Source organism: Rhizocola hellebori, from assembly GCF_016862955.1.
Taxonomy (GTDB): Bacteria; Actinomycetota; Actinomycetes; order Mycobacteriales; family Micromonosporaceae; genus Rhizocola; species Rhizocola hellebori.
The window spans coordinates 1-22,669 of the sequence record NZ_BONY01000109.1; the positions used below are offsets into that span (position 1 = coordinate 1).

Annotated in this window: 20 protein-coding genes; 13 read left to right on the forward strand and 7 right to left on the reverse strand. The window is 68.9% G+C overall.

What is annotated here, in order from left to right; all coding sequences use genetic code 11:
* Positions 1–18 precede the first annotated feature (18 nt).
* Complete coding sequence (locus Rhe02_RS44325) at positions 19–1,020, reverse strand: acyl-CoA dehydrogenase family protein (RefSeq protein WP_203914561.1); 1,002 nt, start codon at positions 1,018–1,020, stop codon at positions 19–21.
* Positions 1,021–1,056: 36 nt separating this feature from the next.
* Entirely contained in the window at positions 1,057–3,474 is a 2,418-nt protein-coding gene (locus Rhe02_RS44330; protein ID WP_203914562.1) for a M14 family metallopeptidase, read from the reverse strand.
* A gap of 78 nt (positions 3,475–3,552) precedes the next feature.
* On the opposite strand from Rhe02_RS44330, the gene add reads away from it, so the two are divergent.
* From add to Rhe02_RS44360, 6 genes are read left to right on the forward strand one after another with little or no spacing between them, the layout of a single operon-like run.
* Entirely contained in the window at positions 3,553–4,491 is a 939-nt protein-coding gene (add, locus tag Rhe02_RS44335; protein ID WP_203914563.1) for an adenosine deaminase, read from the forward strand.
* Between the two features lie 58 nt (positions 4,492–4,549).
* Positions 4,550–4,954 carry an aromatic ring-opening dioxygenase LigA gene (locus Rhe02_RS44340; RefSeq protein ID WP_203914564.1) on the forward strand — a complete coding sequence of 135 codons (405 nt, stop codon included), beginning with the start codon at positions 4,550–4,552 and terminating at the stop codon, positions 4,952–4,954.
* Between the two features lie 22 nt (positions 4,955–4,976).
* Positions 4,977–6,152 (forward strand): L-2-hydroxyglutarate dehydrogenase, encoded by a 1,176-nt coding sequence (lhgD, locus tag Rhe02_RS44345; RefSeq protein ID WP_203914565.1) that lies wholly within the window; start codon positions 4,977–4,979, stop codon positions 6,150–6,152.
* Between the two features lie 2 nt (positions 6,153–6,154).
* Positions 6,155–6,712 carry a YdeI/OmpD-associated family protein gene (locus Rhe02_RS44350; RefSeq protein WP_203914566.1) on the forward strand — a complete coding sequence of 186 codons (558 nt, stop codon included), beginning with the start codon at positions 6,155–6,157 and terminating at the stop codon, positions 6,710–6,712.
* 42 nt (positions 6,713–6,754) lie between these two features.
* Positions 6,755–7,930 carry a cytochrome P450 family protein gene (locus Rhe02_RS44355; protein ID WP_203914567.1) on the forward strand — a complete coding sequence of 392 codons (1,176 nt, stop codon included), beginning with the start codon at positions 6,755–6,757 and terminating at the stop codon, positions 7,928–7,930.
* A 58-nt stretch (positions 7,931–7,988) separates the two neighbouring features.
* The gene (locus tag Rhe02_RS44360) at positions 7,989–9,080 is read left to right on the forward strand and encodes a winged helix DNA-binding domain-containing protein (RefSeq protein ID WP_203914568.1); all 1,092 of its coding nucleotides are present in this window, start codon (positions 7,989–7,991) and stop codon (positions 9,078–9,080) included.
* Positions 9,081–9,090: 10 nt separating this feature from the next.
* Here Rhe02_RS44360 and Rhe02_RS44365 read toward each other — a convergent pair whose 3' ends face one another.
* A complete protein-coding gene (locus tag Rhe02_RS44365; protein ID WP_203914569.1) occupies positions 9,091–12,048 on the reverse strand; it encodes an AfsR/SARP family transcriptional regulator in 2,958 nt (985 codons plus the stop codon).
* Between the two features lie 110 nt (positions 12,049–12,158).
* Here Rhe02_RS44365 and Rhe02_RS44370 point away from each other — a divergent pair, with 110 nt between their 5' ends.
* Positions 12,159–12,461 carry a PadR family transcriptional regulator gene (locus Rhe02_RS44370; protein ID WP_203914570.1) on the forward strand — a complete coding sequence of 101 codons (303 nt, stop codon included), beginning with the start codon at positions 12,159–12,161 and terminating at the stop codon, positions 12,459–12,461.
* On the forward strand, positions 12,458–13,489 hold the full coding sequence (locus Rhe02_RS44375; RefSeq protein ID WP_203914571.1) for a hypothetical protein: 1,032 nt from the start codon (positions 12,458–12,460) through the stop codon (positions 13,487–13,489). The genes Rhe02_RS44370 and Rhe02_RS44375 overlap by 4 nt, the downstream gene beginning before the upstream one ends.
* On the opposite strand, the gene Rhe02_RS44380 is transcribed toward Rhe02_RS44375, so the two are convergent.
* Both Rhe02_RS44380 and Rhe02_RS44385 read right to left on the reverse strand, forming a co-directional pair.
* Positions 13,424–14,731 carry a sensor histidine kinase gene (locus Rhe02_RS44380; RefSeq protein ID WP_203914587.1) on the reverse strand — a complete coding sequence of 436 codons (1,308 nt, stop codon included), beginning with the start codon at positions 14,729–14,731 and terminating at the stop codon, positions 13,424–13,426. The two genes, Rhe02_RS44375 and Rhe02_RS44380, sit on opposite strands and share 66 nt — an antisense overlap.
* A gap of 50 nt (positions 14,732–14,781) precedes the next feature.
* A complete protein-coding gene (locus Rhe02_RS44385; protein ID WP_203914572.1) occupies positions 14,782–15,447 on the reverse strand; it encodes a response regulator transcription factor in 666 nt (221 codons plus the stop codon).
* A 154-nt stretch (positions 15,448–15,601) separates the two neighbouring features.
* Between Rhe02_RS44385 and Rhe02_RS44390 the strand changes: the two genes are divergently transcribed.
* The 4 genes from Rhe02_RS44390 to Rhe02_RS44405 all read left to right on the forward strand — a co-directional run bounded on the left by Rhe02_RS44390 (position 15,602) and on the right by Rhe02_RS44405 (position 20,158).
* Complete coding sequence (locus Rhe02_RS44390; RefSeq protein ID WP_373320793.1) at positions 15,602–16,756, forward strand: LolA family protein; 1,155 nt, start codon at positions 15,602–15,604, stop codon at positions 16,754–16,756.
* A complete protein-coding gene (locus Rhe02_RS44395; protein WP_203914574.1) occupies positions 16,753–17,685 on the forward strand; it encodes an ABC transporter ATP-binding protein in 933 nt (310 codons plus the stop codon). The genes Rhe02_RS44390 and Rhe02_RS44395 overlap by 4 nt, the downstream gene beginning before the upstream one ends.
* Positions 17,678–18,538, forward strand: coding sequence for an ABC transporter permease (locus tag Rhe02_RS44400; protein ID WP_203914575.1), 861 nt, complete (start codon positions 17,678–17,680; stop codon positions 18,536–18,538). The genes Rhe02_RS44395 and Rhe02_RS44400 overlap by 8 nt, the downstream gene beginning before the upstream one ends.
* A gap of 99 nt (positions 18,539–18,637) precedes the next feature.
* Complete coding sequence (locus Rhe02_RS44405) at positions 18,638–20,158, forward strand: serine protease (RefSeq protein ID WP_203914576.1); 1,521 nt, start codon at positions 18,638–18,640, stop codon at positions 20,156–20,158.
* A 51-nt stretch (positions 20,159–20,209) separates the two neighbouring features.
* On the opposite strand, the gene Rhe02_RS44410 is transcribed toward Rhe02_RS44405, so the two are convergent.
* Positions 20,210–20,647 (reverse strand): hypothetical protein, encoded by a 438-nt coding sequence (locus tag Rhe02_RS44410; protein ID WP_203914577.1) that lies wholly within the window; start codon positions 20,645–20,647, stop codon positions 20,210–20,212.
* Between the two features lie 89 nt (positions 20,648–20,736).
* Here Rhe02_RS44410 and Rhe02_RS44415 point away from each other — a divergent pair, with 89 nt between their 5' ends.
* Positions 20,737–22,011 carry an MFS transporter gene (locus tag Rhe02_RS44415; protein WP_203914578.1) on the forward strand — a complete coding sequence of 425 codons (1,275 nt, stop codon included), beginning with the start codon at positions 20,737–20,739 and terminating at the stop codon, positions 22,009–22,011.
* Here Rhe02_RS44415 and Rhe02_RS44420 read toward each other — a convergent pair.
* Entirely contained in the window at positions 22,008–22,622 is a 615-nt protein-coding gene (locus tag Rhe02_RS44420) for a CGNR zinc finger domain-containing protein (protein ID WP_203914579.1), read from the reverse strand. The genes Rhe02_RS44415 and Rhe02_RS44420 overlap by 4 nt on opposite strands.
* Positions 22,623–22,669: the final 47 nt, after the last annotated feature.

A 22,669-nucleotide genomic window follows, 5' to 3' on the forward strand; every position in this document is an offset into this window, starting at 1 on the left:
GACAGCGGCGCGGCGCTGCTAGCGGGTGATGCGGGTGAGCAGGGCGTCGCGGATTAGGGGGCGGGTGCCGAAGACGAGCAGGAACCCAGCTTCGCGCAGCAGCATCTGAGCGGGATCGTCGGTCAGGACCGAGCGGCTTCCGGTGTGGATCATCAGGGTGGTGGCGGCGCGCAGGGCCAGCTCTGAGGCGCTGGCACGGGCGGCGGGAGTGGTGGCCGCGTCGGCCTTGATCAGAGAATCGCGACAAGCGTCGATCTCTTCGGTCAGCTGCCGGGCTGTGGCCTCGTCGCGCAGCAGCTTGCGGCAGCGGGTCGCCACCCCCAGCGCCAGCGCGCCGTTGAGCGCCGAGCCGGGGGCTTCCGAGCGCTGCCAGTCGGCCAGCGGCTGGGCGCCGGTGAACCGGTCGGCGGGCACGAGGTGGTTGCGGAAGGTCAGCGTGACCGTGCGGCTGGCCCTGGCCGCGACCAGGTCGTGAAGCTGCGCCTGCAGGGTCTCGCCGGTCACCGCGTCCATCATCAGGAACACCACCGACTCGGCCTCGTCGATGGCGGCGACGTGGACCACGTCGATCAGATCCCAGCCGGTGACCCAGGGCACCACTCCGTCGAGCAGGTAACCCTCGGGCACCCGCCGCGCTCGCAGCCCGCCGTGCCTGGCGCCGGCCCGGGCGATGCCGCCGCGCAGCTCCCCGCTTGCCAAGGGCTGCAACCACTTCTGCGTGATGCCCGGCTGTTGGCTGAACGCCGCCGCGAGCACCGGACCGTGGTGCTGGATCCACACGAAGGCGGCGGCCAGGCAGCCGCTGGACAGCGACTCCACAGTGGAAATCGCCAGGCCCATGTCGCCGGTGCCCAGCCCGCCGGCCTCGGCGGGCGCCGCGATGCCGTAGAACCCCTGCTCGATGAGCAGCTGGATGAGGGTTTCCGGCACCCGGTCGGCGCGGTCGACGGTCAGCGCTGCCGGGAACAGCATCTCGTCGGCGAGAACCTCGGCACGGGCGATCATGGCGTCGGCTTGCATTTGCGCACCATACCCGCCCGTGCCGACAGTTTTCGGTCAGCCGCGGGGCAGGACGACCCGGCTGCGGCGGAAGTTGTTGCCGTTTCCGTCTGGCTGGTATCCGTTCTCGACGTTGCCGGCCGCATCGACCGCGAACCACTGGATGGTGGTACCGAGCGGCAGGGTAAAGGTTTCGCCACCCTCGCGGACTCCGGCGGAGGCGTAGAGCGTGGAGGAGTAGGTGGGCCTGCTGCCGTCAAGCGTGTAGAAGATCGCCGACGGTTCGCTGACCCGGAACCACACACTCGCCATGCCCGGGGTGGAGCTCGGCGCCATCGACACCCCGCTGGCCGGGCGCTGACGGTCGGTGGCGAAGTTGTGGGCCACCCGCATGAGTTCGACCAGTCCATTGGCGAATTCCATGGTCTCGTCGTGAGCTTCGGCCCAGACCGGCTGGAACGACGTGCCGACCTCGAAGTTCCACGCGAAGATGCGGTACTTGTACCACAGCAGGTCGCCGGAGTTCCCCGCCGCGGAGTAGAGCACATCCGAGATCGGGCCGGTTCTGGCCGGGGTGACCGCCATGTTGCGGTGCCGTTTGATGGCGGTGAGGATTTGCGTTGAGGCGCCCCAGAAGAAGGACTCCTCGGCCAGGGTCGGGCGCGGAGCGGTGATCCGTCCCGGGACAGAGTAGGAGCCCGGCGACCACATGAAGTAGTTGCCCGACGAGTGCAGGTTCATCGAGAAGGTGATGTTCGGCCGCGCCGCCAGCCAGTCGAGGTTGCGGTCCTCCGGCTCGGACATCTCGCCGGGCCCGGCGAAGATCTCGCTGGTGCAGCTGGCCGAGGCGCCGAAGTAGCCGTCGAACATGCTGTACTCGCTGTAGTTGCGGTTGTTGTCGACGCCCCAAGCGTTGCGGGCCAAGCCATCCGCCGCCCCGGTCAGCGGGCAGTGGTTGGTCATGTTCTTGCGTTGCGAGTTGAAGTCGTAGAACGCGTAGTGCCCGCCGTCCGGGTTGATCGACGGGGCGATCCAGATGTCGAGGTTGTCCAGCAGCTGTTTGGTGTGACCGTCGTGGGAATAGTTGCGCAGCAAGCGTTCCGTGGTTTCGACGGCGACCAGCGGCGGCACCCACTCCCGCGCGTGTTCCTGGGCGTAGGCCATCACGCCGGGTTTGGACCCGTCGCGGTGCTTGCCGATGCGGATGGCGTAGACCGGTTGCGGCTCACGGGAAACGCTTGCGGGCGCGTGCAGGCCGTCGGACAGCATGGTGCGGGCGGCCGGGGCGACCACGCCGGCTCCCGCGTTGCCGCGGAAGGTGTAGGCCCGGATGAGGGTTCCGGCTTGCGCGTTGAGCGCGGCGGCGACCTGTGCCGCGGTGCTTGTCACCACACCGGCCGCGTCGGTGGCGAGGGTGACGGTGATGTCGGTGCCTGCCACGGTCACCGACAGCGGCTGGTCCGCCGCGGCCGGGTCGGCCATCGTCACCGCGATGCCGTTGCCACCTTCGTGGCCCCAGGCCAGCGAGTCGATCGCGACGCGATTGGCGCTCGCGGCGCCCAGCACGGCCTGTGCCTTGCGGCGGTAGCCGTTGGTCAGATAGGGAAGCTGCACGATCTCGGCCAGGTCGGGGAACTCGGCGGCGAGTTGATGAATCCTGCTGTAAAGCTCGCTGGGCGTGAGGTAGCTGGTGACGAAGTCCTTCTGGTAGCCCGGTCCTTCCGGATCGTCGGGCGGGACGGGCAGCCATTCCTTCACCTTCGCGGTGGCCACGCCGCCGGTCGGGCTGGTGATCTTGATGTAGTCGGGACGGGCCGACACCGTGGCGGCGCCGCGGTGATAGAGATAGACGTCGGCATCGACGAAACGTGAGATGTTCTGGCTTCCGCCCGAGCCCATCTCCGTTCCCGGGCCGCTGTCGCGCAACACCGTCAGACCTTCGGGCTGTGCCTGCCCGTTGGCCCATTTCGCCTCCACCGAGAGAACCTGGGTGGTGCCGGTGGTGTAGTAGTCGGCGCGGATTATCTTGACGTCGGAGTCGGCCTGGACTCCAAACGCGGCGTTCTCCGCCCGGTGCCGGGCAATGGTTTCCTCCCGCTCCTTGAGGCGGGCATGGGCGTCGGCCGGGGTGAACAGCACGTTGCCGATCCGATATCCGAGTTCTTTGAGCGCATTGACCTCGCTCGGCGTGACCACGGCCTGGGCGACGATGTGGTCGGAGCTGCGCGACACCTGATGGTCCAGGTCGACGCCGGTGGCGACGAGCCGGTCCAGCTCGGCAGTGTCGGCGAGCAGGATCTCGACGACGCTCGCCTCCTCGTCGGGAAGCCTCGTCAGCCCGATTTCTGTTTCCTGGGTACCGTTGGGGGCCCCGGCGGCCACAGGGGTGACGACGACCACCGGAGAGGACATGAGAAGCGCGGCGGCGACTACGATCGTGGCACGACGCCTGCGCCATGGATGGAAGATAGGCATGATCTCCGCCTTCTGCCAGGGGAAAGGGCGGAGTAGATAATATTCGATGTCTTAACCGACCGCACGGCGAGTGGAGCGATGCGCGCCAATCTTCACCTGCATCTGACCGGCTCGATGCGCTTGGCGACGCTGGCGCAGCTGGCGGATCGCGAGCGCCTGCCGCTGCCGGAACCGTTGGCCCCCAACGTGATTCACCCGTGGGAGGCGTTCCAGCAACGCTACGATCTGGCCCGCAGCGTGCTGCGTAGCCATGAGGACGTGGCGCGGGTGGCGGCGGAGGCGGTCGAGGACGATGCCCGTTGCGGCGCCACCTGGACAGAGATTCAGGTCGATCCGACCTCGCTCGCGCCCCTGCTCGGTGGGCTGGAAGCGGTGGTCGAGGCGGTGCTCGCCGGGGTGCGCGGCAAACAGGCCAGCGTGATCGTGGCGTCGAGCTGGGCCCGGCCGCCGGCTCACGCCGAAATGCTGGCCGCGCTCGCCGCGCGTTATGCCGATCAGGGCGTGACCGGCTTCGGGCTGTCCTTCGACGAGCGTCTCGGCCGGGTGGCCGACTTCGCGCCGGCCGCTGCGATCGCCTCCCGGGCCGGGTTGATGATCGTGCCGCATGCCGGGTTCTACGAGCCCGCTTGGCATGTGGCCGAATGCGTGAGGCTGCTGGGCGCGCATCGCATCGGCCACGGCATCACCGCCGCGGACGATCCCGCGGTGCTGGAGCTGCTCGCTGAGCGCGGGGTCACCATCGAGTTGTGTCCCACGTCGTACCCGCCGCTGGGTGTTGCCGCCTCGCTGGCGCAGGTGCCGTTGCGCGCCTTCATGTCCGCCGGGGTGCCGGTCGCGCTGGGCACCGATGACCCGCTGCTGTTCGGCGGCAGTCTCGATGATCAATATGCGATCGCCCGCGATCACCTCGGCTGCACCGAGGAGGAGCTGGCTCTGCTGGCCCGCCAGTCGATCAGCGCTTCTGCCGCGAATCACCTATCCCAGGGGCAAACTTCGGCTACCGTACAAACGGGATGAGCCAGACGTAGCTCGGGGGTGTGCTGTGGGTGGCAGGGCGCGAACTTACGGAATGCTGGTGATCATCTTTGGGGTGATCTTCATCGTGGCCGGCGGCGTCACGTGGTTGGCTGTGCGATCGCAGCTCTCCGATGAGAACATCACGGTGTCGGAGGACGCCTCCGCCTTCGCCGGCGACAAGGTGGCCGGACCGTTTACCGCCTACGTTCAGGCCAACACCATCGAGAAGCATGCGCTGGAGGCGACCGGCGGCAAGACCTATTCGGAGCTGGCCAAAGATGATCCGGCCCGGCAGACCGCTATGACGGCCTCTTTCTTGCGCGCTTCGCTGTTCACCTCGGTGGTCGCGTTCGGGGTGGCGCTGATGGCCATCGGCATAGGAGTCGCCATGATCCTGATCGGGATGGGGCTGCGCTCGGTGGCGGGCGACCCGGTGCCCACCTTGGGCGGCTCACTGCCTTAGGGCGGTCAGATAGGCTGCGGCCATGCCGAGCCGTTACGTGATTGTCGGAGGCGGGATAGTCGGTCTGGCGACCGCGCACCGGATCCTGCAGGACCTGCCCGACGCCGACGTCACGGTGCTGGAGAAGGAAACCGCGGTCGGCACGCACCAGACCGGGCACAACTCCGGCGTCATCCACGCGGGCGTCTACTACAAGCCCGGAAGTTTGAAAGCGTTGCTGTGCAAGGCTGGCAGCCGATCGATGGCCGATTTCTGCGCCGAACACGGGATCCCGGTCAAGGTGTGCGGAAAGCTGATTGTCGCCACCGAAGAAGCTGAGCTGGGCCGGCTGCGGGAGCTCTACGAGCGGTCGGTGGCCAACGGGCTGGAGGTCAAGCTGCTCGACGGGCCTGCCGCGCGCGAGTTCGAGCCGCACGTGGCGGCGCTGCAGGCGATGCATGTGGCGAGCACGGGCATCACCGACTTCGCCCAGGTCTGCCGGGTGCTGGCCGAGCTGCTGGTCAAAGGCGGCGCTCAGGTGCGGCTGGGCACCCGGGTCACCGGGATCCGGGCCGACCGGGTGCTCACCGACCGCGGCGAGATCCCCTATGACACCCTGGTGAACTGCGCGGGCCTGCATGCCGACCGGGTGGCCCGGCTCGCCGGAGCCGACCCGCAGGTGCGCATAGTGCCCTTCCGTGGCGAGTACTACGAGCTCAAGCCGCAGCGAAGAGATCTGGTCAATGGTTTGATCTATCCGGTACCAGATCCGCAGTTCCCGTTCCTGGGAGTGCACTTCACCGCAATGATCGACGGCAACGTGCACGCGGGCCCGAACGCGGTGCTGGCCTTCAAACGCGAGGGCTATCGCTGGCGCAACGTGAGCATTCGCGATCTGGCCGAGTCCGCCGGGTACCGCGGAATGTGGAAATTGGGCCGGAAACACTGGCGCTACGGGCTCGACGAGATGCGAAGGTCGTTGTCCCCCAAGCGGTTCGCGGCGAGCCTCGCGCGCCTGGTGCCGGAGGTGACGCTGGCCGACCTGACCCCGTCGGGGGCCGGAGTGCGGGCCCAGGCGATACGCCCCGACGGCTCGCTGGTCGACGATTTCCTGATCGTGCGGCACGGGCGGCAGGTCCACGTCCTCAACGCCCCGTCACCGGCCGCCACCAGCTCGCTGGAGATCGCCAAGCACATAGTCGCCCAGTTATCGGCGTAATAGTGGTGGAGCCGCTGCGTTTCGAGCACGTGGACCAGTGGGACAGATGGCTGGCCGAGCACCATCGGGATCCCGAGGGCGCCTGGGTGCTGATTGGCAAGAAGGGCACCAAGAAGCCCTCGATCACCCTCGCCGAAGCGGCGGAGGTCGCCCTCTGTTACGGCTGGATAGACAGCATTCGCAAGTCGGTCGATGGCGACTTCTTCGTGCAGAAGTACTCGCCCCGGCGGCCCAAAGGCTCATGGTCGCAGGTGAACGTGCAGCGCGCGGAGGCACTCATGGCGGCGGGCCGGATGCGCCCGCCAGGGCTCGCCGAGGTCGACGCCGCCAAGGCGGACGGCCGATGGGCGGCGGCCTACGAGCCGCAGCGCAACGCCACGGTTCCGCCCGATCTTGCGGCCGCGCTGGCGGCGAACAAGCCCGCACGCGAGTCCTTCGAGCGGCTCGGCAAGACCGACCGGTACCTGGTGACGCTGCCGCTGCTCAAAGCACACACCCCGCAGTTGCGCTCGGCTCGCTTGCGCAAGATCATTGATGATCTTGCGGCTGGAAAAGAGTAACTTTGCGTGGACACAGCGGTTTCGGTCGCGAAGACTGTCCACATGCTACCGAGCGAAGAAGCGATGACCGCCAATCCGCATCCCGTGTTCGCGGCGATGCGGCACGCCGCCGCGGCCCACGAGATTCCCATCGGCCCCGGGGTCACCGGCTGGATGGTGACCCGTTACGAGGAGGCGCGCCGGGCCCTGGCCGATCCCCGTCTGGCGAAGTCGCCGACCACCGCGGTGATGCCACCCGAGATGGTCAAGCCCGGGCTCAGCAAGCACATGCTCAACTCGGACGCCCCTGAGCACACCCGGCTGCGCAAGCTGGTGTCGATGGCGTTCACCCCCCGGCGCATGGAGGAGTTCCGGCCGCGGGTCCAGGCTATCTCCGACGCGCTCATCGAGTCGCTCAAGGGCCGCGAAGTCATTGACCTGATTGACGACTACGCGTTCCCGTTGCCGTTCCAGGTGATCTGCGAGCTGATCGGGGTCCCGATGGTCGACCGGGACGACTTCCGCGCCTGGTCCAACCTGCTGCTCGACCAGTTCGCACAGGGTTCCCCGGAAGCGGCGGCGGCCGCCACCTCGATGGTGGACTATGTCGGAAAACTGGTGATCCGCAAGCGGGACGAGCCGGATGAGGCGCTGCTGTCCGGGCTGATCGCCGCCCGCGACGCCGGCGACAAGCTCGACGACGACGAGCTGACCTCGCTGGTCTTCCTGCTGCTGGTGGCCGGGCACGAGACGACCGTGAACCTGATCGGCAACGCCATGTACCTGCTGCTGAGCAGGCCCGATCAGGCGAAGGCGCTGCGCGACGATCCGGCGGCAATCCCCGCCGCCGTCGAGGAGGTGCTGCGCTTCGAAAGCCCGGTCAAGACCGCGACTTTGCGCATCTCGGTGGCACCGGTGGAGGTGGGCGAGGTGACCATTCCGCCGGGGCAGCTGGTCCTCATCTCGTTGCTGTCGGCCAACCGCGACTCCTCGGCGTTCACCCAGCCCGACGAGCTCGACCTGACCCGCAGCGAGGGGCAGCACCTGGCCTTCGGCCATGGCATCCACTTCTGTCTCGGCGCGCCGCTGGCCCGCATCGAGGCCCGGATCGCGATCGAGTCGCTGCTGAGCCAGTTCCCGCAGATGACCGCCGAGGGTGATCTGGCCAGCCCGCAGTGGCGGCCCGGGCTGTTGCTGCGGGGCTTGGCACACCTGCCGGTAAACCTCGGCGCGCACTGAGAACCCACGCCCGGCTGCCCCAACACGAATGTCGGGGCAGCCGCCTAGGGTGGAAAGTATGGTTGATCAACGCCAGGTGATGAACTTTCGTGTCCACGCCCAGCAGCTCGACCGCAAGCGGGGCAGCATTGCCCAGACCGCCGTGCTCGACATCGGGGCGCAGGACACCGGCCCGGACGGCGCCCGGTGGGCCCTTGCCGTGCGGGGCGTCGAGGTGACCGCGCTGTCCGGCAGTGAGCTGGTGCTGCTCTGGACAGTGCGCGGCGCACCCCATCTCTACCGCCGCACCGACGTGGGTGAGGTGGCGGCCGCGGTGGAGCCGTTCTCCGACGCCGACGCGGGGAAACGTATCTACGACGCCTCCAAACCGCTCAAGGCGGCGGGCATCGACAACATTGCCGCCCTCGATGACGTGGCCGCCCACATGCGCGCCATCGTCACCAAGCCGATGGGCAAAGGTGACGTCTCCGGCGCGCTGGCCAAGGCGATGCCCGAGCCATATCTGCGGTTCTGCCGCGCGTGCAACGCCATCCACCTCTACGAGATGCCGTTCCGGCTGGCGGCGGTGCGGGCCGGGTTGGAGCTGCGGCCCGGCACCTCGCCCCCGATCCTGCAGCGCATCACCGGCTTCAAGAAGGCGCCCGCCGCGGGTGACCAGTTCGACCTGATCCGCAACTACCTTCGCCTGCTCGGCCCGGCCACCCCCAAACATGTCGCCGAATATCTCGATGCGCCGCTCAAAGACGTGAAACAGCGCTGGCCCGAGGACGTGGTGGAGGTGAAGGTGGGCAAGGAGGTGCGCTCGATTCTGGCCGCCGACGAGGAGGCGCTGGAGTCGGCCGACGCCAAGGCAACCCGCCTGCTAGGCCCGTTCGACCTCTTCCTCCAGGCCAGAGATCGCCCGACAATCGTGCCCGATGCCCTTCGCGCCAAACAGCTTTGGCCGGTGCTGGGCCGACCGGGCGCTGTGCTCAGCGATGGCGAGCTGGTCGGCAGCTGGCGTCCGCGTAAGGCGGGCAACACGTTCACGGTTGCGGTGCAGCCCTGGGGAAAGCTGTCGGCGGCCACCCGCCGAGCCGTCACCGAACAGGCCGAGCATCTCGCCGCCTACCGCGGCATCGCGCTCACCGGCGTCGACTTCGCCGGCTAGCGCCGTCGGCTTATTGACGGGCGGCTTCCGGGACGTCCAGCTCGATGAAGATGGCGAGGGCTTCCTGCCGATGCTGGCGGGCGTTGGCCGTGTCGCCAAGCGCGTCAAGGGTGTGGGCGGTCCCACCGAGGGCTTGGGCGCGCCCGATGCGGTACCCGACCTTCGCCGCGGTGGAGGCGGCCTGCTGATAGTGGGCCAGCGCTTGCCGGTGCCGGCCCTGGCTGTGGTGGATGACGCCCAGCACGTTGTGGGTTTCCACGATGTCGACCGCATCGGGAGACTCGGCCAGAATGTCGAGGGCCTCGGTGGCGTTCTTCAGCGCCTGCGATGCCTGCCCGGTGAGGTGCAGTGCGCGCGCCAGCCGGCGCAGGCAGTCGGCCTCGCTGATGCGGTCCTTGGTGTCACGGGCAGCTTCGATGGCGCGGGCGAGGAGATCCTGTGCCGTCTCCTGATCGCCCTGCTGGCTGTAGGCGCTGGCCAGCCGGGCCAGCAGCAAACCGGTGGCGCGATGGGAGGGCCGGCCTTCCAGGAGCCGGAAAACGTGTGGTGCCGCTTGAATGGCCTCGCCATGGCGTCCCAGGCGCACGAGCGCATCGATGTGCAACGACAGCGCCGATGACTCGCGCACCCAATTGTCTTGCCCGCGAAAGAACTCGATGGCCTGAGCGGAGATGTCGACGGCCTCGTGGTAGGCGCACAGCCTGACCTGGATGTCGGCGATGGAGGTGAGAAGAGCTGTCTCGCCTTCTCGGTCTTGCGTGGCTCGGGCGTGGTCAAGGCTTTGCTGCAGGCATTGCAGCGCTGCTTGATGGTCGCCGAGCGCGCGCAGGATCAGGCTCAGGTTGGCCAGGCAGGCGGCGCGGGCGCGGGGGTCGCTGCCGGGCTGTTCGGCCGCGGCGACCGCTGCCCGCAACGCGGTGGCGCCTGCGGTCAGATGTCCGCAGCGCAGCAGATAGGTGCCGGCGTTCCTCGGAAGCTGCCAGCCGTGCTGGGCGTGGCTGTGTTCAGCGGCCCAGCGTGCCAAGGGAAGCAGGTTGGCGTGTTCGGCTTCGAACCAGGCGACCGCCTCGTCCACCGAGGAAAGCTGCGGCCATTCGCCGGGCGGGTGCTGAGCGGGCGGGCCGATCTGGCGACGCCAGGGTGAGATCTGCGCGGCGGCGGCCTCCGACACGTGCAGGTAGTAGTCCAGCAGCCGCTGGATCGCTTGGGCGTGCTGCGCCGGGCTCTCTTCGGCCGCGGTGCCTCGGGCGTGTTCGCGGACCAGGTCGTGAAATCGGTAGTGCCCGGCTTGCGGTGAGGTCAGCAGGTGGGCATCGCACAGTTCTTCCAGGATCTGCTCGGCCCGGCCGGTGGGAATGCCGGCCAGCGCGGCGGCGTGGTACCTGTCGATTTCTGTTCCGGGATGCAGGCCGAGCAACCTGTACAGGTGTTGCTGATCGTGGTGCAGATGCCGGTAGGACAGGCTGAACGCGGCCGTGACGCCGTAGTCGTCGGTGGCCAGCAGGCCCGGTCTGAGAGCTTCGTCGGCGAGGCGCTGGACGAGGTGACCCAGTGTCCAAGATGGACGTGCGCGCATCCGGGCGGCCACGATGCCGATGGCCAGGGGCAGGAACCCGCACCGCCGAACGGCTTCCAGCACCAGGTCGGCTTCGGAGCGGGTACGGGCCGCGCCGACGATCCGGGTGAACATGGCCATGGCGTCGGCGGGCGCGAGCGGGTCCAGCGACACCACCTGGACGCTGTCCAGGCCGACGAGCCGGTGCCGGCTGGTGATCAGCACCGCGCACTGTGCCGACCCGGGCAGCAGCGGCCTGACCTGTGCCGAGGTGGACGCGTTGTCCAGCATCACGATCAGACGCCGCCCGGCCGACTCGGAGCGCCACAGCCCCGCCTTCTGGTCAAGGTCGGGCGGGAGCTGGGCCTCGTCCACGCCGACCGACCGCAACAGCACCTCGAGCGCCTCTTCCGAGGTCAGCGGATCGCGGTGCGAGCCGTGGCCGTGCAGATCGACGAACAGCTGTCCGTCGGGGAACTGGGCGGCCAGCTGGTGTGCCGCGTGCACCGCCAGCGCGGTCTTTCCCACCCCCGCCATGCCGTCCACCGCCTGGATGACGATGGCGCCTTCCCGCATCGCCGCGCGGACCAGGTGGCGCAGCTCCTCGGCGCGTCCGATGAACCCGGCGACATCGCGCGGCAGGAAGTTGCGCGATGGCCGGCGGGTGCGGTGGGCCAGCGCGGGATCGCTGGTGAGTATCTGCTCGAAGAGGCGGCGAAGTTCTTGAGACGGTTCGATTCCGAGCTCGTCGGCCAGCCGCTGGCGGGTGTGGTGGTAGCAGATGATCGCCTCGGCCCCGCGGCCGGACCGGTACAGCGCGAGCATGAGCAGCCCGGTCAGGGGTTCCCGCGTCGGCACCTGCTCTGCCAGCGCGGTCAGCTCCTCGACCACGGCGCCGTGCCGTCCCAGCTCCAACGTGGCCTGCGCCCACTGTGTCACCGCGGAGAGCCGTTGTTCGTGCAGGCGGGCGGCCAGCGCCTCGGCATGCCGGCCGCCGATGCCGGCGAAGGCAGGGCCCCGCCACAGGCGCAGCCCCGCCTGCAGCGTTTCGGCGACCGCGGGCACATCCCCGGCCTTGACGGCTCGGTCGGCCTCGGTCAGGTAATCCTCGAACCGGCTTACATCGACCTGGTCGCGGGTGACGTCGAGCAGGTAGCCCGACTGGCGTGCGATCAAGGCGGGGCCGATCGGCGTGGCCCGCATGGCGGAGATGGCGTTCTGGATCTGCTTTCGTGCGGTCGGCGGGGGATCGTCTTCCCACACCGCATCCACCAGCAGCTCTACGCTGACCGTGCGCTGCGGTTGGGCGGCCAGGGCGGCCAGCACCCGCAACGATTTGGCGCCCGTGCCTATCGCGACCTGCCTGTCCGCGGCCCAGATCTCCAACGGCCCCAAGAAAAGTAGCTGCACCATAGGCTGTTCCCCCCTCGTCGGGAAGCACAAGCATAGAGGTGCATGCTCGCCCGCAGGGGGCGGTGATCCGGCACTTGTGCGCCGGAACTCTATCTAGATAGAGTTCCGGCGTGACCCGCCGCCCCTCAGCTCAGACCGCATTGGTCCTCGCCGCGTTCGCTGCCGACCCGCCGGAGTGGCGATACGGCTACGCGCTCGGCCAAGAGGTCGGGCTCAAGGCGGGCTCGCTCTACCCGATCCTGATGCGGCTTTCCGATCGTGGGCTGCTGGAAAGCAAGTGGGAGCAGGATCCCTCGCCCGGCCGTCCGGCCCGGCACCTCTACCGGCTGACCGGCGCCGGGCTGCAGGTCGCCCGGCAGGTGGCCCAGGCTGCCCAGCCCAAGCGGCACGGCCAGGCGCAGGTGGCGTGGTGAGCGCCGGGGAGCGGGTCCTGGGCTGGGCGGTGCGATTGCTGCCCGAGCGCAGGCGCGGCTGGGGTCTGGCCATGCGTGCCGAGCTTGCCCAGCTTGAGTCGCGCGGCGAGCGCCGCTCGTTCGTTCTCGGCTGCGTCATGGCGGTGTTGCGGCACCCCACGGTGTGGCTCGGGTTGCGCTATCCCGTTCTGCTGGCGGCCACGCTGACCGCCGGGGTGTTGTGGAGCGCCCAGATCGCCTACGCGCCGCTGCGCACCGCGGTGTTCGCCATGCTGGCTGTCCTGATTGGACTGTTGGCAATCGGGCGCTGGAAAGGCTTCCTCGGCCCGGTACGCGCCGACCGCCCCGCTCGCGGGATCCGTGCGATCGGCGTGGCGCTGGTGGCGGTGCTGGCGATCCGCACCATCGGCCAGTTCGTGCGGGCCGTCTCCAGCTTCGACGAGAGCGCCGGGACGGCCGCGCCCATCTACACCACCATCTTCGGGTGCTACCTGTGCGCCTTCCTCGCGGTAACCGCGCAGCGTTCGGCCGCACAGAGCCAAAATCTGGCCACCGCCGGCCGGGCCGCCGCGATCGCCGTGGCAGGCTGGACGGTCATCTCGTTGCTGTGGCCGCCGCTGCCGACGACCGGCGCCTTCGCGTTGCTGGCCGTGTCCGCGGCGATATTCATCGCGATCGGCCGGGCCGCGGGTGGCGGCGGGCAACGCGTGCTGGCCGCGCTGACGGCCGGCACGCTCGCCAGCCTGGTGATCTTCACGCTGGTGACCGTGGTGCTGTTGCGAATCCCGCGCTGGGTTCCCGACATCGGCGGGTGGGCGCTGCCGGCCTCGCTCACGGCAGCCCAACGCCTGCAAGAGAATCAGGCCTACGCGGTGGACCCCTACATCCCGGTGCTCATGATCGGAGCGATCCTTGCCGCGGTGCTGGCGGTGGCGTCGATGGTGCTGCGGCGCAGGGCGGGCTCAGCGCTGGCCGGGCAGCGTGACGGTCACCCGCAAGCCGGGGTTGGCGTCATCGAGCTGGACTGAGCCGTGGTGACGGCTCACCAGATCGCGCACGATGGCCAGGCCCAGACCGCTGCCACCGGCGTCGCGGGCGCGTGCGTCGTCGAGGCGGGTGAACCGGCCGAAGACCCGTTCCCGGTCCTGCGCCGGGATCCCAGGGCCGTCGTCGGCGACGATCATTAGCGTCTGCTGTCCACTGCCGGTGACCGTCACCGTGACCGAGCCGTGCGCGTGCAGCACCGCGTTGTCGAGAAGATTGGCCAGCACCCGTTGTAGCGCAACGGGATCACCTATCGTCCACTGTGGACTGTCAGTCGCCGTGACGTGGACCGGCACCCGGGCCGCGCGGTAGTGACCGGCCACACCGCGTGCCAGCTCGTCCAGCTCGATCTCGGTGAAGGTCAGGGCGGCGGGGGAGGCGTCGGCGCGGGCCAGCAGAAGCAGATCGTCGACCAGCCGGGTGAGCCTGTCCAGATCGGCGATCAGATCCTCGGGGGCGGCCGGCTCGCCGTGGTGCTGGGCGACCTCCAGCTGGACGCGAAGGTTGGCCAGCGGGCTGCGTAACTCGTGTGCGGCGTCGGCGACGAAGGAACGCTGCCGTGTCCGGGCCGCTTCCTGCTGGTCGAGCAGGTGGTTGAGGGTGACGGCGAGCTTGTGGATTTCGTCATTTCCGTCGGGTACCGGCAACCGAACCGGCCGTCCACTGTGGACGATGGCTTCGGCGCCGGCGCGCAGATCCTCCACCGGCCGCAGGGTGGCCCCCACCACCCGCCAGGCCAGCAACGCCATTCCGCTGACCAGCAGCGGATAGGCGATGAGCAGGGTGGTCTGCAGGACCCGCACGCTCTCCCGGGCCTGCCCGGCCGGCATCGCGACGATGACGACCTGGCGGTCCCCGGCCGGGCCGGCCACCTCGGCGATCACGCGAAGCGGCCCGCTGCCGGCCCCGCGGTCGGCCCCGAGCTCGATCACCTCACCGGCCTGGACCCGGGTCAGCTCCTCGGGACGCAGCAAGGGCACCAGCGCATCGGCGTTGGTCGAGGCGCCCCGGACCCTATAAGCGCTGTCGACCACCTGCACCATCGGCGGCCCGGCCACCGGGACGGGCTGCGAAAGCGCGCCGAGGTCGAGCAGCTCGGCCACGTCGCGCGCGGTTTGGCGGGCGTCGTTGTCGCTTGAGCGCTGCAAAGTCGTGGCGAGGATGCCCAGCAGCAGCACACCGCCGACCCCGAAACCCACCGCCAGCCCGCCCGCACCGATCAGCATCAGCCGCCCGCGCAGCGTCAGCCGCCGCCACCAGCGCGGTGCCGCAGCCCTCATCGCTGATCGGCGACGAGCCGGTAGCCCGCGCCGCGTACCGTTTCCACCGCCTCCGCGCCCACCTTGCGGCGCAGATAGCCGATGTAGACCTCGACGAGATTGGGGGCGGTGTCGTCTCCGGCGTTCCAGACGTGGTCGAGCAGCTGCGTTTTGGAGACCACCTCTCCCGCGCGGCGCATCAGATATTCCAGCAGCGCGAACTCGCGCGTGGTCAGCTCCACGTCGACGCCGTCTCTGGTCACCCGCCGGCTCGCCGGGTCGAGCCGCAGGCCGCCGGCGGTGAGCGTGGTGGGGCGGGCCGGGCTGCCCCGCCTCAGCAGCGCGCGCAGCCGGGCCAGCAGCACCACGTAGGAGAAAGGCTTGGTCAGGTAGTCGTCCGCGCCGCAGTCGAGGCCGTCGGCTTGATCGTGCTCGCCGTCCTTGGCCGACAGCATGAGCACCGGCAGCCATCGGCCCTCGGCGCGCAGCCGCCGCACGACCTCGTAACCGGAAAGGCCGGGCAGCATGACATCGAGAATCATCGCGTCGTAGTCACCGTGGCGGGCGCTTTCCCAGCCCGACAGGCCATCGCTGGCGACATCGACGGCGAAACCTTCAGCGGTCAGGCCACGGCGCAGAGCCGTCGCCATCCGGGTCTCGTCCTCCACCACCAGCAGCCGCACGCGTCCTACAGTGGCATGCGCCCGCCGATTCCGGCCAGCTCTGCGCATCGTCATCACATTCTGCACACCAAACGGCCACAACTGCCCTGCGCACAAGGCAAACCAGGGCCGCTCCTCAGCGTTGTCTCAGCGCCCGTGGGGCACGATGACTGGCATGACCGGATCGCGCATCGCCTGGCTGCGCTGGCTTCTGCCCGCAGCGGCCGTATTGGCAGTAACCGCTGGCGCCGCAGTCGTCAAAGGGGTGGGCGCCGCCGCCGACCCGCAGCTGCCCGCCCGCACAGCGGCGCAGCTGCTGACCGATCTGCAGACCGCCCGCCTGGAGGGCCTGTCCGGAACGGTGACCCAACGTGCCGACCTCGGCCTGCCGGCCCTGCCGGGCCTGGGCGGGCAGGGCAGTTCCGACCTCGCTTCGCTCATCTCCGGTACCCACACCTTGCGGGTTTGGTATTCAGGCCCCAGCTCGGCGCGGGTGGCGCTGCTGGGCACCCTGGGCGAATCAGACATCATCACCAACGGCCGCGATGTGTGGATCTGGTCGAGCCGTGACAACTCCGCCATTCACCGCACGCTGCCCGCACCGGAGGCGGCAGCGCCGCCGCTGAATCCGTCGATGCTGCCGACCACGCCGCAGGAGGCCGCGGCCGCGGTGCTTGCCGCCATCGATCCCTCGACGGTGGTCACCACCTCGGGTTCGGCTCGCGTAGCGGGAAGGGCGGCCTACGAGCTGACCCTCGCTCCGCGGGACCGCGACTCGCTGATCTCCCGGGTCACCGTGGCCATCGACGCCGCGGAGCAGGTGCCGCTGCGGGTGCGGGTGTTTGCCACCAGCACGGCCGAGGCGGCTATCGAGATCGCTTTCACCCAGGTCACCTTCGCCCGCCCCGGGGCAGAGCATTTCCGGTTCAACCCGCCGCCCGGCGCCAAAGTCACCGAGCAGCAGGCGCAGCCGGAGAAGGCCAAACCGGATGAGGCCAAACCCGATCAGGCCAAGCCAGATGGGCCACCCCCGGTCGCCGTGGTCGGCCGCGGCTGGACTGCCGTGCTGGCCGCCCGGCCCGGCGGCGCAGCGACCAGCTCGCCGAGCAGTTCGGCCAACGACCCGGCAAGTGGCACTGGCCTGGGTGGCCTGATGCAGCACCTGCCTGCCGTGCAGGGCAGCTGGGGATCGGGTCGGCTGCTGTCCTCCCGCCTGTTCAGCGTCCTGGTCACCGACGACGGCCGGATCCTGGTCGGCGCGGTCACCCCGCAGCGCCTGATCCAAGCCGCCGCCGACCCGGCCGCCGCTTTGAAGCCGGCGGGCGCATGACACAGCTGGCGGTGGAAAGTTCGGGGCTTTCCAAGAGGTTTGGGCGGCAGTTCGCTGTCAATGGCATCGACCTCGCGGTGCCGCAAGGCTCGGTCTACGGGTTCCTTGGTCCCAACGGGTCTGGCAAGACCACGACCATCCGGATGCTGCTGGGGCTGATCCAGCCGACCGCCGGCAGCCATCGCCTGCTGGGCGAGGGGATGCCGGTGGCCGCAGGGCGGGTGTTGCCGAAGGTCGGCGCGTTGGTCGAAGGGCCGGCGTTTCATCCTTATCTTTCCGGGCGGCACAACCTCGCGCGGCTGGACGCCGCTGACCGGTGGGCCGATCCCCGGTCTGCGGCGCGGCGGGTGGATGCGGCGCTCGACCGGGTGGGTCTGCTCGCCGCGGCCACCAAGCGTTATCGGGCCTACTCGCTGGGCATGCGGCAGCGGCTGGCGCTAGCGGCCACCCTGCTCACGCCGCGGGAGCTGCTGATCCTCGATGAGCCGACCAATGGCCTCGATCCGCAGGGCACCCGTGAGGTCAGATCGCTGATCACGACGCTGGCCGCGGACGGCGCCACCGTCATGCTGTCCACCCATCTGCTGTCCGAAGTGGAGCAGATCTGCACCCACGTCGGCGTGATGCATCAGGGAAACCTGGTGGCACAGGCGTCTTTGCGCGAGCTGCAGGCGGGCAGCGTGCAGGGCGTCCAGGTGCTCACCGATCAACCCGAGCCGGCGCAACGCGTGCTGCGCGAGCTGGGCCTGACCGACGTGCAGATCAGCCGGGACCAGGTCACCGCGACGCTGGGCAGTCTGGCACCGGAGAAGGTGGTCGACGCTCTGGTCCACGCCGGGGTGCCGGTGCGCGGTTTCACCGTCCAGGCGCCCGACCTGGAGGAGCTTTTCGTTTCGTTGACCGGAAAGGGATTCAACATCAATGGCTGATCTGGCCATCTCGGCAACCCTGCCCAAGCCGCGTCCGGTCAGCGGCCGGTTCCTCGCCTCCGAGCTGCTTCTCATCTTCGGCAGACGCCGAAACTGGGCCGGCATGGCGGTGCTCGCCGCGATGCCGGTCATCGTGTCGGTGGCCAACAAGATCGACCCGCCTACCGGTGGCGGCGGCGAAGGTCCCGACTTCTTCTCCGCCATCACCAGCAACGGGCTGTTTGTGGCGCTGGCCGCACTCTCCATCGAGCTGCCGCTGTTCTTGCCGCTCGCGGTCGCCACCATCGCCGGTGACTCCATCGCCGGTGAAGCCAACCTGGGCACGCTGCGCTACCTGCTCTCTGTCCCGGTGCACCGCACCCGGATGCTCGTGGTCAAGTTCACCGCGATCGTCATCTTCGCCTTCGCCGCCACCCTGTTGGTGGCCGGGACGGGCGTGCTGATGGGGACGGTCCTTTTCGGAGGCGGTGACCTGACACTGTTGTCGGGCACCCAGATCTCCTTCGGCGAGGGACTGCTGCGCCTGTTCGCGGTCTGCGTCTACCTCGCGGTGTGCCTGTCGGCGGTGGGCGCCATCGGGCTGTTCGTCTCGACCCTGACCGAGCAGCCCATCGGCGCCACCATCGCCATCATGATCCTCACCGTGGGCAGCTTCATCCTCGACAACATCCCGCAGCTGGACTGGCTGCATCCCTATCTGCTGGTGCACAACTGGCTCAACTTCGGCGATCTGTTGCGCGATCCCGTTGCCTGGGACGGGATCAGCACCGGCCTGTTGAGCGCGGGGGCCTACATTCTCGTCTTCGTCACCGCGGCGTGGGCCCGCTTCAGCGCCCGCGACGTGACAAGCTGATCCGCCGTCATCCTCAGCTAATTGCGGGCTAATCACCAGACAATCGCGTGTTCCTACGGTCAGGACCGTCCTTGATGACCCCTAACCGTAGGAGCAACAATGAGACGCGTCAGAGCACTGCTCGTGCTGGCGACGACCCTGGCCGTCGGCTCGGCCGCGGTCGGGCTGGCAAGCCCGGCCTACGCCGGTCGCGACACGGGCATCGGCCCGCAGGTGGTCGGTGGAGTTCCGGCCGCGCAAGGCGAGTTCCCCTGGATGGTCAGGCTTTCGGTGGGCTGCGGCGGTGCGCTTTATACGCAGCAACTGGTGCTCACCGCCGCGCACTGCGTCGGCGCCACCGGCCCGAACACCAGCATCACCGCCACCCTGGGCACGGTGGACCTGCAGGATCCGAACAGGATCACCAGGCAGTCCAGTTACGTCTTTCGGGCGCCGGGCTTCAGCTCGGTCACCAGCGGCCAGGACTGGGCACTGATCAAGCTGAGCTCGCCGGTGGCGCTGCCCACCCTGCCGGTCACCAACAGCACGCGCTACCACAGCGGGGTGTTCACGGTGGCCGGCTGGGGTTCCACCTTCGAAGGCGGGCCGCAGCAGCGTTTCCTGATGAAGGCGAACGTGCCCTTCGTCGATGACGCCACCTGCCGGACAGCGTATTCCAACCTCATCGACTCGGCGCACCTGTGCGCGGGCAACTTCGACGCCGGTGGGGTGGACACGTGCCAGGGCGACTCCGGCGGCCCGATGTTCCGCCGCGACGCCAGCAACAACTGGGTCCAGGTCGGCATCACCAGCTTCGGCACCGGTTGCGCCCGGCCGCGGTTCCCCGGCGTCTACACGGAGGTTCGCAGCTACGCGCAGGACATCGCGAACGCGGCGTCCACATTGGATCCGGCGGCCTTCGTGCCCGCGGTGGCGAACTCGGCCTCCTTCGAAACCGGTCCCTTCGCCAGCGGCGGATTCCTCACCGCCTACACCCGGCTGCCGGTCACCGATGAGGCGCAGGGCTTCTCCTTCGTCTCGGCCACGCCGGCCGGGCTCAGCGTGCGCAGCAGCGCCTGTGGTGGGCTGAGTATGCCGATCACGTATGCCGGGCCGTCGGGCTTCGGTGGTACCCAGATAAATTTCTATGTCCCGAATGACTTCGGCAGCGAGCCTTACGGCTCATGCCCGGCCAGTGGCGGCACCACCTTCACCATCCATCCTTCAGCCGGGTACGGGCCCGACCTGACCAAGGCCGAAACCCTGGTGGATTTCCGCCCGGCGCTGTTCACGGCCGGGGACGCACCAGCCGGCTACCACCTCAACGTGGTGACCGGAGCAACCACCTCGTTCAGCTCGTGCAACACAAACCCGTCCGCCTGCCCCGTCTCGACCGGCGGTCAGCAGAACTTCCTCATCGTCTTCACCACGGGCGGCGAGAAGGGCATTCCCACCTTCTCCCTCGCTCCGCTCGGCGGCGGCTACACACCGCAACCGCTGCCCTTCTACGGATACGCCGGCTTCATCGGGCAGGAGCAGGGCAACGTGCAGATCGCCGGTGGCACCTCAGCGGGCGAGAAGCGGCTGCGCATCGATGGCGGCAGCCAGCAGCTCAGGATCGTGCTGGGCAACCCGACCTAGGCGTTCCTTGAAGTGCAAACTCGGGGCCGGGGCGCTATGCCCCGGCCTTCGTCACGAGACCACGTCCTGGACGAATTCGACGAGTTGCTTGGTGGCCACGGGCTGGAAGACGTCACTCGGGCAGTCGGTGTAACTGATCGTCACCGCGCCCGCGGTCACGGTGTAGTCGAAGGTGTCGTTGCATTTCGTCGGCGCCGGGGTAGCGGCAGCCTCTGTCACCAGCCGCGGATCGGTGGCCAGCTTTTGCAGCTGAGTCACCTGCGCCGGCTCGAGCTTGCCGTTGACGGTCAGCGCGGTCGGATGGGTCCACGAACCGTCGCCCTTGATGGTGATGGTGTCCATGACGCCCGCGAACCCGCCGGTGCGGGCCACCATCACCGTCACCGGTTCCTTGGTGGGCAGCGTCTCCGTGCCGCCGCCGGGTGTGGGGGCGGAGGAGCACCCGGTGAGGAGAAGCAGCAAAGCCAAACCTGCTCGAACCATGGCCATCACCCTAGGCTGTGCCACCTTGCCCCGACCCCGCGGCCTCGGTATTCACGTTGCGGCCGGTCGCGCTGCGGACGTAGGGTCTTGACCTTGTGAGCAGGATCGGTGAGGCGTTGGTTCCGGCACGGCTGGGTTCGGCCTATCGATGGCTGCTTGCCTCGTCCTGGACGACCAATCTCGGCGACGGGATCTCGATCGCGGCCGGGCCGCTGCTGGTGGCCTCGCTGACCGACGACCCGTTCCTGGTTTCCTTGGCCGCGTTGCTGCGATGGGCGCCACCGTTGGTGTTCGGCCTGTACGCGGGCGTGCTCTCCGACCGGCTCAACCGCCGCCGCATCGTGATCACCGCTGACGCCGTCCGCGCGGTGGTGCTCGCGGTCCTGGTCACGATGATGGTCACCGGTGGGCTCACGGTCGTGATGGCGTTGGTGGCGCTGGGATTGCTCACCGTCTCGGAGGTCTTCGCCGACAACACCTCGGCCACCTTGGCCCCGATGCTGGTCCAGCGCGACGACCTGGCGCTGGCCAACTCCAGATTGCAGACCGGCTTCCTCACGCTCAACCAGCTGGTGGGCCCGCCGATCGGCGCTGCGCTGTTCGCCGCCGGCGTGGCGTGGCCGTTTGTGGCCGAGACCGTGCTGGTCGTCGCGGGCGTGACCCTGGTCTCGCGGGTGGCGCTGCCCGCGCACGGCCGCGGGCCTGAAGACGCGCGCCGCAGCATCCGCCGCGATGTGGCCGAGGCCTTCCGCTGGACGATCCATCACGCCGCCGTGCGCACGCTTTCGCTGACCATCCTGATCTTCAATGTCACCTTCGGCGCGGCCTGGTCGGTCCTGGTGCTCTATGCCCAGCAGCGGCTCGGTCTGGGGGCGATCGGCTTCGGGCTGCTCACCACGATCTCCGCGGTGGGCGGGCTGCTCGGCACCGCTTCCTACGGCTGGATCACCCGGCGGGTGAGCCTGGGCAACGTCATGCGGGTAGGGCTGATCATCGAAACGCTGACCCACCTCGGCCTGGCCGTGACCACCTCGCCCTTCATCGCATCGGCGATCTTCTTCATCTTCGGGGCGCACGCGTTCATCTGGGGCACCACCTCCATCACCGTGCGCCAGCGGGCTGTTCCCACCCAGTTGCAGGGAAGGGTTTCCAGCCTCAACACCATCAGCGTCTACGGTGGCCTGGTGGTCGGATCGGTGCTCGGCGGAGTGCTGGCCACCCGCTTCGGTGTCACCGCGCCGTTCTGGTTCGCCTTCGCCGGGTCGGCGGTCTTCGTGGTGTTGCTATGGGGTCAGCTGACCCGGATAGCCCACGCGGACGAGGCCGACGCGCCCGAGCCGCACGCCGTGGCGGTCGCCGAGGCGAGCTAGCCGTCGCCGGCTTTCCGTTGCTGGCGGTGGTATCTGGCCATTTTGTCGCGGCTGCCGCAGGTGGCCATGCTGCACCAGCGGCGGCCCCCGTTACGGCTGGTGTCCAGGAAGAGCCAGCCACACCCGGGGCACTCGCCGACGCGCTCGAGCTGCTCTGACAACAGCAGCTCGCCCGCGGACTGGCTCACCGCCCACAACGGGAACGCCGGGTCCGGCGGGGCGGGCATGGCCCAGGTGAGGTCATAGGTTTTCGGCTGGCGACCGGTGATGACCGCGTGGGCCATCGACGATCGGAAGGCCGCGGTGAGCACGTCGAGGGCACCTTCGGGCATGGCGCCATCCTGCGTCATCGCCGAGAACACCCCGTAGATCGCCTCGCGCAAGCGGTGTGCCTGGGCGACGGCGTCGTCCGCCGGCGCCGTGCCGGCCAGCGGCCGAAGGTGGTCAATTGTCTGTGGTGGTATTGAACTGGCATGGCCGAACCAGTCCAGCAGGTCGTCATAGCTGCTCAGGTAGTCATGCACCGGGTGGAGGCGCGAGTTGACGGTGTTGGCGAAGTCAAGGCACAGCACGTTTCCGGCGAGCTCAAGGGTGCTGATGCTGCGAGCCATAGGTGTCACGTTACCACTATTTGCTAGTTGACCGGTAACGTCGAGGC